Here is a 14,989-nt window from a genome sequence, read left to right on the forward strand (position 1 = left end):
GATGTCGAACTATGGTGGCCTGAGCGGGGCTGCAGCGTTCATGTTGGGACGTGCATCGCACCAGTACGAACAGACGCTGGGAAACTCCATACAACGTGCGCTTAACGGCCGACGGTCTGCGCGACCGACAGAAGCCGATGAACTCGCTGACCTGCTTTCGCAGATGACAAGTTTACTGCGACAGAAGAACGCGGAATCTGACAGACTTGAGGAGCATCTGCTCAGATCCAGGGAATATGCTTCTGGTCTGGAGGCTCAGATCAAAGACCTGAAAGACACTCTCGCTCTTGCAGATGCAGCAACTGCGCGGCAGGCAGTTCAACTCAAGGCTGCTGGGGACCGAGAGAAACGCCTGGCGTGCGATCTTGCGGCAGCCCACGACAAATACCATCGACTTAGCAATGATCATACAATGCTGAAGACCAAAGCCAAGAACATGGAACGTCGCATTCGAGGCTATCTTTCCATGGAAGACGAATGGAGAAAGCGGCAGCCCTAGTCGCAAGATCCTTGGTCAGGATGGTCTCCTCTAAGCGGGAGACCATTCGTGAAACATTTCATTCTACCTCTTGTCTTCTCCCCCTGGCTTGCGGCATGCAGCGCTGGCAACGTGTCATCCGCTGCCCATGAGCATGGCCCAAAGGCTCCCCCAACCAGACATGCGCGGTATGATCCGCACGCGGCCTACGGATCGACACGTGTAATCTGGACACCCCCTACGTACGATCGCGCCGGTACGATCGTCCGGCCTGATGATCCACGGGCGATGTCGGGGCGCGAGGATTACGAACATGCCTCCTGGGCAACAGGCGCTCAGGGCGGCGACAAGAACGCGCCTCCCGGCACGTTCTGAGTGCTCCGCCGATCCTATCTATTCACCAGCGCAATGCAGATGGACTTGCGGTTACGGCCTGCGGGGAATGAGGCTGTCGGCGGTAGCGACAAATTGGCGGGCGGAACCCAGGCGGCGTTCGCGGATCTGCCAGTTGAGCCACGCGTTCTGAAACGCCACGAGTGCCAGAAATGTCCAGAAGGGCGCGAACTCCAGCGCAGCAAGGAGTTGGCTGCCCTTCCAGTGGGAAAGGAGCATTTCTCCGGTCCAGCCAAGAACCAGAACAACAGCGACCATACTGGCAGCAAGCGCCCGTCTGTATGTCTCATGCTGTCTCTGATCGAGTAAGGTCGCCACAACGCGGGGTTCGACGCCATATTTGGCAGCGATCGCGGCGATATCAATAGGGGTGCCGTCTGGCGCCCGCGGGTCCTGCATACCGGCTTTTGGCGTCAGTAATCCCTTCCCGAGGGCTTCAATCAGCGCGGCATTTCTCGTTACATCGGACCAGGCGACCAATGTACGTGGATCGCCAATCACCAGCCGGGCCACCTTGCGCGTTCTTGCAAAAAAACGCCGCGGGCCGGTCTGGTCCTGTCGTGTCTTCATTGCGAGACCGAGGTCAGAAACGTGGCGACATCCGTGGGAACGCCGTCGAGCCGGCCGATCCTGCCATTGCGGTGCATCCAGACGAAGGTTGGGGTCCCTGTGAGCCCTATCCGCCGTGCAATCTCGGTATTGCGGGCAAGCTTCTCCTCACTATCCGGTTCAGGTGCTGTCAATCCTGGGTTTAGGCGACCGTTGACCCACGCTTGTGCCATCTCGTTTGCCGGAAGCGACAGCATGGCTCTCGCATTGACGGTGCTGGCGCCATTATCCTCGTAATCAAGCAATGACAGCGGGACTATTTTCAGGCGAACTTTCCCTGCATCGATTGCGGGCTGAAGGATATGCATCGCCTTCATCGAGTAGATACATTGCGGGTCTATGAACATGATGACTTCCGGGGCTGAAGGTATCCCTATAAGGCCTCCCGAGAGACCCGGGAGCCCGGACTGTTCGTTAGCGTCGGCTGAAGCGCCAGAGATACTGATTTCCGGTAAGGCTCCCGGAATGCCCCTGATCTGGTCTTTTGTGATGTCCTGTCCAGTGGCGCCCCACATGCGGGCCGCGACTGCTGCCTTACCATCCGGGGTCGCATAGACGACCTGAAAACGGTTATCCGCCCGAACAAACATTCCCCTGATGCCATCGACCGGAGTGAGATCGTGGGCGCGCGATCCGGCCAGGGAACGTAGGATGTCGTAGGGCACAGGGATCAGCGTGCCGCTAAGCACGATCGCGTGGCTTTCCGGGGCGAAAAAGACGAGGAGTTCGTTCCGGGTATGGGCGATGCCTGTTTCGAAGCCATGGAGATCGGGTAGTTTTTCGATGTTGGCCCCTGCGATCCCAAGGTGGGCGACTGCATCGGTCCTACCTTTATCATCGTGTTCCAGGGTCGGCCCTATGGTGTCGCTCCTGGACTCAATCGGAGTGGACACAGAGCATTGCTGTCCTCGCGCTGGCGCGTGCATGAGCAGGAGAAATGGCAACACGTAGAAACAGCGCATGGCGGACTCCGGACAATACCTATGTCCTGTACGCCCTGATCATGCGACTGCGATTAAAAAATCATTCCTTGTCGTTCCCCCTTTCTCGAGACAGGGGATTTTCAAAAGCAGGGTCTCTCGGGGAGAGAATAAACGTCTCTCCTGTTTCGCTTCCTAACTCGTCGACCGACATCTCGCTTATCATTTTTACAAGAATATCAACGCGGAGTTGCAAATAATGGGAATTCGGGTGGTCGTTTTTCAACTGACGGCCTTTTTCGTGGCAAAGCACCAGAATGGGGTGCAGTGATTTTGCCTGCTCACGTCTGGCAGTCGATGTTTTCGCGGGAGAAGCGATATATTCAATATTGCATCTAAGCGCTAAAACCGCTTGAACCAGCGTCAAACATAGCTGTCCGGATGGTTCGTCATCGATAAGCTCGAAACGCGAGCGAAGTTCATCAAACTTCATGTCATCCCCACATGGCTCAAGATGAACACATTGAAGCAGCGAAATGCACCATTATCATGCTTCTTACGGAGTTCTGGAACGAGATAGCCTGATATACTTTGCTATTATTGACGATTTCCGTCGTGATTTAATCTGGTCACCTGGCTCCACGGAATCATGATCAGGATGCTCAATCTACACGATTCCGTCTTGTTGTAACGCATATCTCGTTATTGTTACCAAGTGTTTCTTTGGGGGCACCTATAGTCAGCATGCGCTTTACATGAGCGCATTCGTAGCCTTGCGGTTCAAGCCTGATTTAAAGCAGAGCCATAATCTGCGCATTGACAACGGCAAGCATGTGACGCTCGCTGTTACCACGATAATGAGCAAACTCGTTATCCATACTAACGCGCTATTGCACGATGACCGAATCTGGATCCCGAAAGCAAGCTTGATCACGATGGAGATGCCAGACTGACAATCGGATCGATATGGTGCTCTAAGTAATACTCGAATAATACAGAAAACGCGGAGTAATACCAACGGTTATAGGTACTGATTCGTGTGGGCCCATTTTCTGAGTCTGATGGATCGGATGGTTTCCGGCAGGGCCGTAAGACTGTTCCAGGCTGAGCAGGCAGCGTCGATGATGTGATCGACGCTGTCGAAGACGGTGTTGGACAGCCAGTTGGCGCGCAGGAACTGCCAGATATTTTCCACCGGGTTCAGGTCGGGGGCGCGAGACGGCAGGAAGATCAGGCTGACATCGCGGGGCAGCTTCAGCTTGTCGGTAGTATGCCATCCTGCGCGATCAAGCAGCACGATGGCGTGGGCGCCGCGCGCGACGCGGCTTGAGATTTCCTGGATATGCAATTGTATGCTGGCGGTACCGATGAACAGTAGCGCCAAGTCGGCAGCCTTGCCGCCCGCAGACCATCGGGTCCGTCAGTATTGAAGCGGTGAACCCAGTCACACAATGTCTGGCGGTCCATGCCGCCTACGCGGGCTGCATCGCGGTCCGGATGGACCCGTTACGGAACGCTGCCTGGGCCAGAAGCCAGCGCGCAGCGTTCGCATTCCGGCTGCGCGCCGCAAGTCGCCTCAGATCAGAGGCTGAATAGTCATCCCATAGCTTCACCGCCCTCGTCATCAGCCAGATCCTCCTGCATCAAGAGAATCAGAGCCGGCGCCGTTCGTCACTCCATACACGAGTCAGTGGCTACGTCCTTTGGTATAAGTCATAAAACTATCTGACGATAGGAGAATTTGTATATAGGTTATGCTGTACGACAAATTTCTAAAGTGACCCATATGGGGACTATACACGTTTTCTCCTCATAATGTTCTTGTGGAGTCATAAAACAAACAAGGATATACCAACGTAATTTCTAATGTTTCCTAAAATTCCATCTATATAACGCTTGGAAATGAAAATTATACGAGGATTAATGCTGAAAATATCTTATTTATAATGGTAATCATTTTCATAAGGAGATGTTTTCAAAAAATCTGTCCTTGTCTACTGAATATTCAGGTTCGCGTCAGGTTTCTCTGTTATCAGCATGCAGTCGTCACCGTGATGACATGGGTTTATATATGCTAAGGAGTAGACATACAGGCTATGCGAGGGATATTTCTGACCAACCTCTGTTTTGCTTGTATTGTTTTTTTGCTTGCCCAGCCTGTATGGGCGGAAAACAGACTGGCAAGCATATGCATGATCGTTGGGTACGGCATTCTCGTGAATATGGGTGGCCTTTATGGGGAACATCTTCATTCCGTATTGCGCAATGCAATGCTGCGGGGCGCGGCGTGCCTGTCTGATGTGGCTGAACTGCATGCGTTCAGTCTGGTTACCGATCCGGTGCCGCATCCACGTGTTTTTGCTACGAGGTTCATCGGATTGGGGAGGCTGTGGAGCAAGTCTGTCGAACGGATCGGCCATGGTGGCTCCGTCATTGCATGACGGTATAAGGTATGAACCACTCCATGCGCCCTTTCCTGTCCATTACCATGGCCTGCGCCATGACGTGGGGCCTGCCCGCGCGGGCGCAGGTGTCGCAGCCCGGCCCATCCTTCCACGAAGCAGTCGTGATGGCGTGGGCTATTGATCCCGTCCGTACCGAACTGCAGGTCGGCCACCATTCTGCTCGTGCCCGCGCCAGTGCCGCGGGCTCATGGTTTGCGGGTGGCCCGACCCTGTCGGGGGAATATATGGATGACCATATGATAGGCAGTAATGAGGGCTACACAACGTATCAGGGCGGGGTGTCGGTGCCGCTGTGGCTGCCGGGGCAGGGAAGTGCCACGAAACAGGTAGCAAGCGCGGAAGCCGCGTCCATTGACGAGCAGCTCAATGTCGAACACATGGCTTTGTCCATCCGGGTGCTTGATGCCGCTGCTGCGGCCCTGATCGCGCGTACCCGGGTGGACGTGGCCCATGCCTCATACGATGCGGCGGCGCGCATGGCCATCAGCGCCACGCATGCGGTGCATGGCGGCGAACTGGCCTCGGCAGATGGGCAGTTGGCGCAGGCCGCGATGGAAAATGCCCGCAATGAACTGGCTCTGGCACAGGAAGAAGCCGAGAACGCTGCTGCGGCGTTGGAAGTGCTGCTGGGGCGCCCGGTTGTGCCCGACCTGACCCGTTATGGCGGCAGCGACGTGACACAGGCGCGTTTTGTCAGCCCGCGTGACATGGAAGACAATGACCCCCGCATCAAGGTGGCGCACCGCAATGTTGAAGCCGCCGAGGCCAACATGAAGCTGGCGCGCCATTCCTTCATGCCCAACCCGGAAATCGGTGTGGATGCTATCCATGAAAAGCAGTACGGCAGCCCGTGGGATGACCGCGTGGGACTGAATTTCAGTATTCCCCTGCCCAGCGAAGTCCGCAATACCCCCATCATGTCCGAAGCGCGCAACCGGCTGGCCACGGCCACCAGCCAGGAAACACAGGCCCGGCGCATGGTGCATCTGGAAATGATGCGGGTGCGGGAACGCCTGATTGCGGCCACCACGGCGCGGCGAGCGACGCAGCTTGCCGCCGAAAGCATGGAACAGCGTGCCACGGCACAGGAACGCGCATGGCGTGTGGGCGAGGCCAGCCTGGATACGGCACTTGCCGCCCGGCAGGCGGCGGCCAATACCCGGCTGACCAGCGCCCGGGCCGAGATGGAATGGCATGTGGCCAGCATCCGCACGCTGATCGCAACAGGCATCGTGCCATGATGCGCATTGCCCTTGCCCTGCTGCTTCTGGGGGCAGGTAGTCTTCCGGCTTGGGCCGAAGAGGGCGCGCTATCCCCGACCGTGAAGCTGGATGCGGCGGCAGTCGCCAATGAAGGCGTGAGCATTACTACGGCCACCGCTGGTACGCTTGCGCCCGTGTTGCCGGTCATGAGCCGGGTCATGCCCGATACGACGCGGGTCGTGCATATCCACCCTGCGGGCAGCGGCAAGGTGCTGGCAGTGCTGGTCCAGCCGGGCACGCCCGTACGGCGGGGGCAGGCGCTGCTGCGCTATCAGGATCATTCCCTGCATGTCGCACGCCTGCAGGCGGTCCAAATGCGCGCGGCGCTTACGGCCGCCGTCGCGGCCCGGGCCGATGCGGCGGGTGCGGTGCAGCGGGCAAAGGCCCTGGCGGGCGAGAGCCTCTCCATGGCCGAACTGCACCGCAGGCTGGATGTGCTGGCGCAGGCAGACGCCACCATGCGCGCACGGCAGGCGGATGTGGACACGCTGGGCCACCGCTTTTCTGAGGAATTCAATTCATCGTCGGAACAGGACAGCCAGGGCGTAGAGGATGAAACCTCCACCCTGATTTCCCCGCTCGATGGCATGGTGCAGGTGATCAGCACGTCGGTCGCGGGCGACGTGGACCCGAGCATGGATGTAGCCACGGTGGCTGACCTGTCACGTATATGGCTTGTCTCGGACATCCCGCCCGATCAGGCGGCGCGGATCGAATCAGGCGGCCAGCAAGTAACGCAGGTACCCGGTGGCCCGCTCATTTCGCGTATCGATACGGTGGATGGCATGGCCAGCCCGCTGACCGGGCTGGTCCGGGTCATCAGCAGCGTGGCCAACCCAACCGGCGTATTGGTGCCCGGCATGGTGCTGGATGCCACGCTGGCCCAGCGCAACAGTGTTGCGGGCATTGTCGTGCCGTCCGAAGCCCTTCAGCCTATTAACGGGTGTAGCGTCGTGTTCGTGCGGATGAGCGAAACCGATTATCGGCCCGTCGTGGTTGATGTGGCGCTCGATGACGGAACGCGGGCAGTGCTGCGCTCCGGCCTGAAAGGCGGCGAACCGATCGTAGGGCACGGTAGTTTTGCCCTGCGTTCGGTCATCGGCCTTGCCGGCTTGGACGCGGACTGATGGCGCGCAGGTATCTCGAGGCCCTGCTGCGCGCGCGCATGCTGGTGCTGGGCGGGCTTGGCCTGCTGCTGGCGGCGGGACTGATGGCGGTTCTGGGCCTGCCGGTGGAAGCCGTGCCGGATATTTCGCCCCGGCAGGTGCTCGTCTCGGTCGTGGCCCCCGGCCTTGCGACGGAAGAGGTGGAAAAGCTCATCACCTTCCCGCTTGAAGCCAGCATGACCGGCATTCCCGGCATGACCGACCTACGCTCCGTCTCACGCGGCGGCGTGTCGGTGGTGTATGTGCAGTTTTCCGATGAGACCGACATCAACCTCGACCGTACCCGCGTCAATGAACGTATCCAGCAGGCACGCGCCAGCATATCCGTGCCCGGCATCACCGTCAGCATGGGACCGCTGGCCACCGGCATGGGCGAGATCATGCAGTTCCAGATCCGTGGCGCCGGGCGCTCGCTCATGGACCTCAACCGCATCATGAACTGGACCGTGGTGCCGCAGATGCGCCTCGTGCCCGGCGTGGTGGACGTGAACGTCAATGGCGGGGCGGAGGAAACCTATGAGGTGACACTGGACCCCGCGCGGCTGATTGGCAGCAACCTGTCGGCAGGCGAGGTCTATCGCGCGGTCGATGCCAGCAATGCGGCATCTGGCGGCGGGTGGATCACCCACCATGCCGAACAGCAGAGCGTGGTCGGGCGCGGGCTGGTGGGTAGCCTTGCGGATTTTGGCAATATCGCGGTGCGCACCAACCCTGATGGGTCCGCCGTGCGCCTGCGCGACCTTGGCCGCATCACCACCGGCGCGCGCACCCGCCTTGGCGCGGTAACCCGTGACGGGCAGGGCGAGATCGTGATCGGCGTGGTGATGATGGAAAGCGGGGCCAGTTCCAACGCCACCCTTGCCGCCATAGACCGCGCCCTGCCGGGCATAAGGCAGGCGCTACCCGCAGGTGTTACGCTGGAGCCCTATTACAGCCGCGCCACCCTGACCGGGCAGACCATCGCCACCGTGCGCGACAATCTGGTCATGGGCGCGGTGCTGGTGGTGGGCGTGCTGGTGGTGGTGATCGGTAGCTGGCAGGCAGCCCTTGTCATTGCGTCAGTCATTCCGGTGGCCCTGGTCTGCGCCATGGCGGGCATGCGGCAGTTCGGAATTTCGGCCAACCTGCTCAGCCTTGGCGCGATCGATTTCGGCATGATCGTCGATGGCTCACTGGTGGTGATCGAACATGTTCTGTCACGGCGAGAGGAGGAACCGGAGGCGGAATTCGTTCCGCTGGTCATCTCATCAGTGCAGCAGGTGATGCGCCCGGTAGGGTTCGCCATACTGGTCATCGTCATGGTCTACCTGCCCATCCTGACCCTGCAGGGGATCGAGGGGCACATGTTCCGCCCGATGGCGCAGACGGTCATCATGGCGCTGCTGGCATCGCTTGCGTACTGCTTCATCTGCATACCCGTTCTGGCCAGCCTTGCGCTCAGGCATGTCCGACCTGCGGGCGATACCCGGCTGATCGCCTTCATGCGCCGCCCCTATACCTATATGGTGACATGGGGGGAGGCGCATCCGCGCATTTTGTTTGGGGGCACGATTGCGGTGCTGCTGCTCTCTGCGGGGCTGGCTACGCGACTGGGCGGCGAGTTCATTCCCCAGCTTGACGAGGGCGCGCTGGCGGTCACGACCACGCGGCTGCCCTCGGCCTCGCTTGACACCGTTCTGGCCTCGGTCACGAAGCAGGAGCAGATCCTGCGCCGCTTCCCCGAAGTCTGTTCCGTGGTCAGCAATACCGGCACATCGGCCATTCCCACCGACCCGATGGGCATGAACGAGACCGACAGCTTCATTTTCCTCAACCCGCCCTCCACATGGAAAACCGCCCGCACGCAAGCCGGGCTTGTCGCCGCGATGGACGACACGCTGCGGCGCGAACTGCCCGACGCGCTGTATTCATGGAGCCAGCCGGTGCAGATGCGCATGGATGACCTGCTCTCTGGCGTGCGCACGCAGATTGCCGTCTCGATCTTTGGCGATGACCTGGCCACACTGGCCGAACTGGGCGATAGGGTCGTGGCCACCATGTCAGGCGTGAAGGGGGCGGCGGACGTGGCGGCAGCGGGCGATGGCACCGTACCGCTGATCGTGGCCGACATCGACCGCTCGCAGGCGGCAAGCCGCAACGTGGCGGTGCAGGACATTCTGGATACGGTGGAGGCGATTGGCGGGCATATCGGTGCCCGGCCAGTCATTGTGGATAACGCGATCATCGGCACGCAGGTGCGCCTTGACCCGCGCATTGCCGGTTCGACTGCCGCGATTGGCGCGCTGCAGGTCCGGCGGATGGACGGGCGGGGGAATGTCCTGCTGTCACAGGTGGCGCATGTGCATGAAGTCGATGGCCCACCGCGCATAAGCCGCGACCGGGTGCGCCGTCGCATGGTGGTGCAGGCCAACGTGCGCGGGCGGGATCTGGCCTCCTACGTGGCCGAAGCTCAGGCCCGCGTGGCGCGCGACGTGAAACTGCCTGCAGGCTATACCATGCAGTGGGACGGGCAGTTCCGTAACCTGCAATCGGCCATGCAGCGGCTGGAAATCGTGCTGCCCATCGCCCTTGGCCTGATCTTCGCGCTGCTGGTGGTGGCGTTCGGGGCTATGCGGCCAGCCCTTCTGGTCTTCATCAACCTGCCGGTGGCGGCGACCGGCGGCATCGTGGCGCTGACACTGCGCGGCCTGCCGTTCAGCATTTCGGCGGGGATCGGCTTCATCGCGCTGTTTGGCGTGGCGATCCTCAACGGCGTAGTACTGCTCAGCGAGATCGCGGCTCTGCGGGCACGCGGCATGGCGGTGGCGCAGGCGGCCTTTGCGGCGGCTGAATCCCGCTTCCGCCCAGTCATGGCCACAGCACTTGTCGCCAGCCTTGGCTTTTTCCCGATGGCGTTTTCAGACAGCGCGGGCGCCGAGGTCGAGCGCCCCCTCGCTAGCGTGGTAATCGGGGGGTTGGTTACGTCCACGCTCCTGACGCTGCTGGTATTGCCATCACTGTATGCCCGGGTCATGCGGGAAAGGGATAAAGACTGATGCGTATCCTTATTGTTGAAGATGAATACGATCTGGGCGTGGCGGTGCAGGAGCGCGTGCGCCAGGATGGGCATGCGGTGGACTGGTTCACGACACTGGAGGACGCGCGTGCCGCCATGGCGACGGTGGATTACGATTTCATGCTTCTCGACCTTGGCCTGCCAGATGGGAACGGGCGCGACCTGCTGCGTGACATCCGGCGGACGTCAGCGAATATTGCCATCCTTATCACCACGGCAGAGGACCAGATCAGCGATCGCATCGAGGGGCTGTCTGAGGGGGCGGATGACTATATCGTCAAACCCTATGACCTGAATGAACTCGTGGCCCGCATTGTTGCAGTGGCCCGTCGGTATGCATCACCGCGCAGACAGGCGTGCTGCCGCGTGGGGGACATTACGATAGACCGGGAAAACCGTTCCGTATCGCGTGATGGCGAGCGGCTGGACCTGACCGCGCGGGAATGGACCATCATGGAACTGCTGTCGCGCAGTCCGGGGCGGATCTATTCCCGTCAGCAAATCGACACGGTCCTTTATGCGCTGGACCGGGATGTGGACAGCAATACCGTCGAGGTCTTCATCAGCCGCCTGAGGCGCAAGGTAGGCAATACGGTCATCCGGACTATGCGCGGCCGTGGCTACTGCCTCGATGCAAGGAGCGGCTCATGAAAAGCTGGAGTCTGGCCACACGGATTACCAGCAGTGTACTCATGGTCGTCATACTGGGGCTACTTATCCTCAGTATCGCGGTGGGTGGATTTACCCGCTACGAGGTGACGGAACGGTTGGACAATTCGCTACAGGAAGTGTCCGAGCGCCTGCAGACGGCAGTCGCGACACGGTTGCATGAGTCAGGTGCCGCACCGTCCATCGCCTGGCTGCCAGAGGTTGGGCCGCGCACATTGGCCTATCAGGTCGTGGATGTCGCAGGGCATGTCGTGTTGCGTTCCCAGAATGCCCCGCCGGACGCATTTGTGCGCAACTGGCGGACCGGGTTCGCCAATGTGCCGCATTTTCGCGTTTATATTGCGGATCTCATGGCGCAGAAATACCGTGTTCTTGTGGGCGAACCGATTTTTCACAGGCGCGAGGCCGTCCGTCGCGCGATGCTGATTTCTGTTGTGCCCATGCTGCTTTTCCTGCCGGTGATCTGGTGGCTGGTGCGACTGGTCGTGCGGCGCGCCCTGCGCCCGCTGGACCGCCTGCATGACGAGATGCGCGCACGTGGCAGTGGCAACCTTCAGCCCATTCCACTGCTTGACCTTCCTGATGAACTGATCTCCATCCAGCGTGCGGTCAATACGTTGCTGACGCGACTGGAGGCGGCACTCTCTACCGAACGGGCTTTTGCCGCTAGCGCCGCACATGAACTGCGCAATCCGCTGGGTGCCCTGCTGGCGCAGGTACAGATGCTGGGTCGCATGGTGCCCGATGGGTCGGATGCGGGCAGGCGGGTGGACATCATTGCCGACCGGACCCGCCGACTGGGGCGAACGGTGGAAAAACTCCTGCAGTTTTCCCGCGCCTCGTCCGGTGTTGCCTTTCGGCGCGACCGTTTTGACCTACTGACTGTCCTGCATGTCCTTGTCGATGACCTTGGGCACAATCCGCGTGAGGGACAGCGTATTGTCATGGTGTCGGACGGGGGCGATCATATATTCGTACATGGTGACATGGACGCCACCGGAATCATGCTGCGCAACCTGCTTGAAAACGCCCTGATGCATGGGGGGGGCGATATGCCCGTGCAGGTGGCCGTCCTGCAGGATGGCGGCATTGATATCACGAATGATTGCCCTGCAATGCCGCCGGACATGTTGGCGCGCCTGACCAACCCATTCGTGCGCGGCGGCAGCGGGACGCATGGTAGCGGCCTTGGCTTGGCCATCGCCAATAATATCGCAACCCAGATGGATGTAATCCTGCGCCTACGTTCCCCGCTAGCAGGGTCTGACAGGGGATTTGGTGTCTGTATCACCTTTCCAATCCCGGAAGTGACATAATGACTTGTAGCGATAAGAAATGGATATATCGGAAGCACGTCTTGTATCCACCCGCGCGATGCCTCTATTCGGAATATTTTGAAAAGCCGGTTCCCTTGAATCGTATATTGTTGTTTCCTGATGCTCAGAGCCTGATCCGAAAGTTTTTGAACAATACCAGCCTGTTGTGATTCATCCGTCTTTACGAAGAGATGGAGTGAATGGTGACATGGACTGGTATTGCCCGACGTGAACATAGCCGGGAAGGACTGCGATATCCATCGGATATGATGGACGGGGAATGGGCTTTGATCGTGCCATTTGTGCCCCCTGCGAAACGGGGCGGTCGCCCTCGCACGACGGATATGCGCGAGGTGGTCAACGCGATGCTCTACATAGCCTCGGCCGGGTGCGCGTGGCGCCTGCTGCCGAAATGCTTTCCGCCGGTCTCGACCGTCAGGCGCTATTTTTACGCCTGGCGTGATACCGGGCTGTTCGAGGTCATGAATACGGTGCTGGTCATGAGCCTGCGCGAGATCGAGGGGCGTGAAGCCTCCCCGAGCGCGGGCGTGATTGACAGCCAGTCGGTGAAAACTACGGAAAGCGGCGGGCTTTCGGGCTATGACGCGGGCAAGAAGGTCAAGGGCCGCAAGCGCCATATCGTGACTGATACCTGCGGCTTCCTGATCTTTCTCCTCGTTCATGCCGCCGATATCCAGGATCGTGATGGGGCCGTTGATGTCCTGGCGGCAATACGCAGGCGCTTTCCCTGGCTGCGCCACATCTTCGCTGATGGCGGCTATGCTGGCGAGAAATTGCGATCCGCGCTCGCCTCCATGGGAAAATGGACGGTCGAAATCATCAGGCGGTCCGATACGGTGAAAGGCTTTCAGATCCTGCCGCGCCGCTGGGTGGTTGAACGGACATTCGCCTGGCTGGGACGGTGCAGGCGGCTCGCCAAAGATTGGGAACAATCCATTGCGTCCTCAACCGCATGGACATTGATCGCCTCGATCCGCATGCTCACACGACGGACAGCAAGGCATTGTCAAGCTTGAAAAACTTTCGGATCGGGCTCTAAAACATTTTTCTCTGCGATCTCGGAAAGCTAACCCATCTTATTCACGGTTCTTTTGGGCGTCTGGTGGCGGGTATCGCGTAAGGTTCTGAAAGTGTTTACGGATTGGGTATCGAAGCCATCCAGTCACACGATCACGCCGAGCCACACCCGCCATGTCCGATGATACGGTTCCACCGTTCCTGTTTCCAGCCGTTGGGCGCAAAAAAGTCACGGCGGCGTTTGATGGTGGCCGGATCACGTCTGATGGAGGCGTGATGCTGCTGGCCGCTGTCGAGCGACGGATCAGGATCGCCGATCGTCTGGCCCGGAACATCGCCGACCCGCGCAACCCGCTGTTGGTGACGCACAGCGTTGCCGACATCCTGCGCGCCCGCATGCTGGCCATTGCCTGCGGTTACGAGGATGCCGATGACCTCGATCACCTGCGCACCGATCCCGGGTTCAAGCTCGCGTGCGGCCGTCTGCCCGATACAGGGCGTGATCTGTGCTCGCAGCCCACCGTATCGCGTTGGGAGAACGCCCCGACCCTGCGCGAGGTTATCCGCCTGAGTTACGCGCTGGTCGATGCCTGGTGTGACAGCTATCCCCGACCGCCGGATGCGGTGACGCTGGATATCGACGATACGGTCGATGTCGTACATGGCCACCAGCAGCTTGCGCTCTTCAACGCGCATCACGACGAGCGCTGCTTCATGCCGATCCATGTCTACGATATAGCCACCTCGCGCCCGGTCGCCGTAGTGCTGCGGCCGGGAAAGACACCGTCCGGCCAGGAGGTCCGATGCCACCTTCGGCGTCTGGTACGGCGCATCCGCCGTCATTGGCCTGCCACGCGGCTGACCATCCGTGGGGACGGTCATTACGGGCGACCCGAGGTGATGACGTGGTGCGAGGCCAATGACGTCGATTATATCTTCGGTCTGCCGGGCAACGTCGTACTGCACCGGTTGCTCGAACCTGCCGCCGACGATGTCAGGGTCCGGCGCGCCGAGACCCTGGTCCCGAAACTGCGCCGTTATGCCGAGATCCGCTATGGCGCGAAATCATGGGGATGCCGACGCCGGGTCGCAGCCAGGATCGAAGCCACCACGCTGGGGCTCGATATACGCTGTGTCGTCACCAACCTGCGTGGCGGGAATGCCGAATGGCTTTACGACACCCTCTACTGCGCCCGGGGACAGGCGGAAAACCTGATCAAGCTGCACAAGGGGCAACTGGCCTCAGACCGGACAAGCTGTCGCTCGCCTCTCGCAAATCAGGTCCGCCTCGTGTTGCACACCGCCGCCTACTGGCTGATGCTGACGGTGCGCGAGGCCATCCCCATACCCCAGCCGCTCGCCACGGCCGAATTCACCACGTTACGCATGCGCCTGATCAAGGTCGCCGGCCGGGTCATCGAGACCGCAACCCGGGTTCGCATCGCATTCGCCGCAGCATGCCCCGAAGCCGCACTGTTCGCCGGTATCGCCCGGGGTCTGCAACCCGCCGGACCGTGACAGGCGGGGCTGTCGCCCCGGAACCCGCCCCAGCTCGCCAACTCAAGCGCCGACCAATCCTCACTCTGAAATCAGCTCCCAGGATCGCGTAGACCCCCCA

At 60.2% G+C, this 14,989-nt stretch carries 13 protein-coding genes and 1 pseudogene; 10 read left to right on the forward strand and 4 right to left on the reverse strand.

Annotation, left to right across the window (positions count from 1 at the left end):
• Position 1 precedes the first annotated feature (1 nt).
• A complete protein-coding gene (locus tag OQZ28_RS13845) occupies positions 2-499 on the forward strand; it encodes a hypothetical protein (RefSeq protein WP_217420060.1) in 498 nt (165 codons plus the stop codon).
• Positions 500-904: 405 nt separating this feature from the next.
• Here OQZ28_RS13845 and OQZ28_RS13850 read toward each other — a convergent pair whose 3' ends face one another.
• The 3 genes from OQZ28_RS13850 to OQZ28_RS13860 form a co-directional block, all read right to left on the reverse strand.
• Entirely contained in the window at positions 905-1,441 is a 537-nt protein-coding gene (locus OQZ28_RS13850) for a hypothetical protein (RefSeq protein WP_217420061.1), read from the reverse strand.
• Positions 1,438-2,442 (reverse strand): thioredoxin domain-containing protein, encoded by a 1,005-nt coding sequence (locus OQZ28_RS13855; RefSeq protein WP_217420062.1) that lies wholly within the window; start codon positions 2,440-2,442, stop codon positions 1,438-1,440. Before OQZ28_RS13855 ends, OQZ28_RS13850 begins: the two co-directional genes overlap by 4 nt.
• Positions 2,443-2,503: 61 nt before the next feature.
• Positions 2,504-2,893, reverse strand: a complete 390-nt coding sequence (locus OQZ28_RS13860; RefSeq protein ID WP_217420063.1) for a hypothetical protein — start codon at positions 2,891-2,893, stop codon at positions 2,504-2,506.
• Between the two features lie 262 nt (positions 2,894-3,155).
• Between OQZ28_RS13860 and OQZ28_RS13865 the strand changes: the two genes are divergently transcribed.
• The gene (locus OQZ28_RS13865) at positions 3,156-3,353 is read left to right on the forward strand and encodes a hypothetical protein (RefSeq protein WP_110507789.1); all 198 of its coding nucleotides are present in this window, start codon (positions 3,156-3,158) and stop codon (positions 3,351-3,353) included.
• A gap of 68 nt (positions 3,354-3,421) precedes the next feature.
• On the opposite strand, the pseudogene OQZ28_RS13870 reads toward OQZ28_RS13865, so the two are convergent.
• Positions 3,422-4,025 (reverse strand): annotated as a pseudogene (locus OQZ28_RS13870) (transposase).
• Between the two features lie 471 nt (positions 4,026-4,496).
• On the opposite strand from OQZ28_RS13870, the gene OQZ28_RS13875 reads away from it, so the two are divergent.
• From OQZ28_RS13875 to OQZ28_RS13910, 8 genes are all read left to right on the forward strand, one after another.
• A complete protein-coding gene (locus tag OQZ28_RS13875; RefSeq protein WP_254511744.1) occupies positions 4,497-4,841 on the forward strand; it encodes a hypothetical protein in 345 nt (114 codons plus the stop codon).
• Between the two features lie 11 nt (positions 4,842-4,852).
• Positions 4,853-6,106, forward strand: coding sequence for a TolC family protein (locus OQZ28_RS13880; protein WP_110507684.1), 1,254 nt, complete (start codon positions 4,853-4,855; stop codon positions 6,104-6,106).
• Positions 6,103-7,254 (forward strand): efflux RND transporter periplasmic adaptor subunit, encoded by a 1,152-nt coding sequence (locus tag OQZ28_RS13885; RefSeq protein ID WP_110507685.1) that lies wholly within the window; start codon positions 6,103-6,105, stop codon positions 7,252-7,254. Before OQZ28_RS13880 ends, OQZ28_RS13885 begins: the two co-directional genes overlap by 4 nt.
• The gene (locus tag OQZ28_RS13890; RefSeq protein ID WP_010515559.1) at positions 7,254-10,328 is read left to right on the forward strand and encodes an efflux RND transporter permease subunit; all 3,075 of its coding nucleotides are present in this window, start codon (positions 7,254-7,256) and stop codon (positions 10,326-10,328) included. Before OQZ28_RS13885 ends, OQZ28_RS13890 begins: the two co-directional genes overlap by 1 nt.
• A complete protein-coding gene (locus OQZ28_RS13895) occupies positions 10,328-10,999 on the forward strand; it encodes a response regulator transcription factor (RefSeq protein ID WP_010515560.1) in 672 nt (223 codons plus the stop codon). The genes OQZ28_RS13890 and OQZ28_RS13895 overlap by 1 nt, the downstream gene beginning before the upstream one ends.
• Positions 10,996-12,333, forward strand: coding sequence for a sensor histidine kinase (locus OQZ28_RS13900; RefSeq protein WP_010515561.1), 1,338 nt, complete (start codon positions 10,996-10,998; stop codon positions 12,331-12,333). Before OQZ28_RS13895 ends, OQZ28_RS13900 begins: the two co-directional genes overlap by 4 nt.
• A 200-nt stretch (positions 12,334-12,533) precedes the next feature.
• The gene (locus OQZ28_RS13905; protein WP_038507806.1) at positions 12,534-13,370 is read left to right on the forward strand and encodes an IS5-like element IS1031A family transposase; all 837 of its coding nucleotides are present in this window, start codon (positions 12,534-12,536) and stop codon (positions 13,368-13,370) included.
• Positions 13,371-13,545: 175 nt separating this feature from the next.
• The gene (locus OQZ28_RS13910; protein WP_217420562.1) at positions 13,546-14,889 is read left to right on the forward strand and encodes an IS1380 family transposase; all 1,344 of its coding nucleotides are present in this window, start codon (positions 13,546-13,548) and stop codon (positions 14,887-14,889) included.
• The last annotated feature ends 100 nt before the right edge of the window (positions 14,890-14,989 follow it).

Source organism: Komagataeibacter sp. NFXK3 (assembly GCF_054182245.1).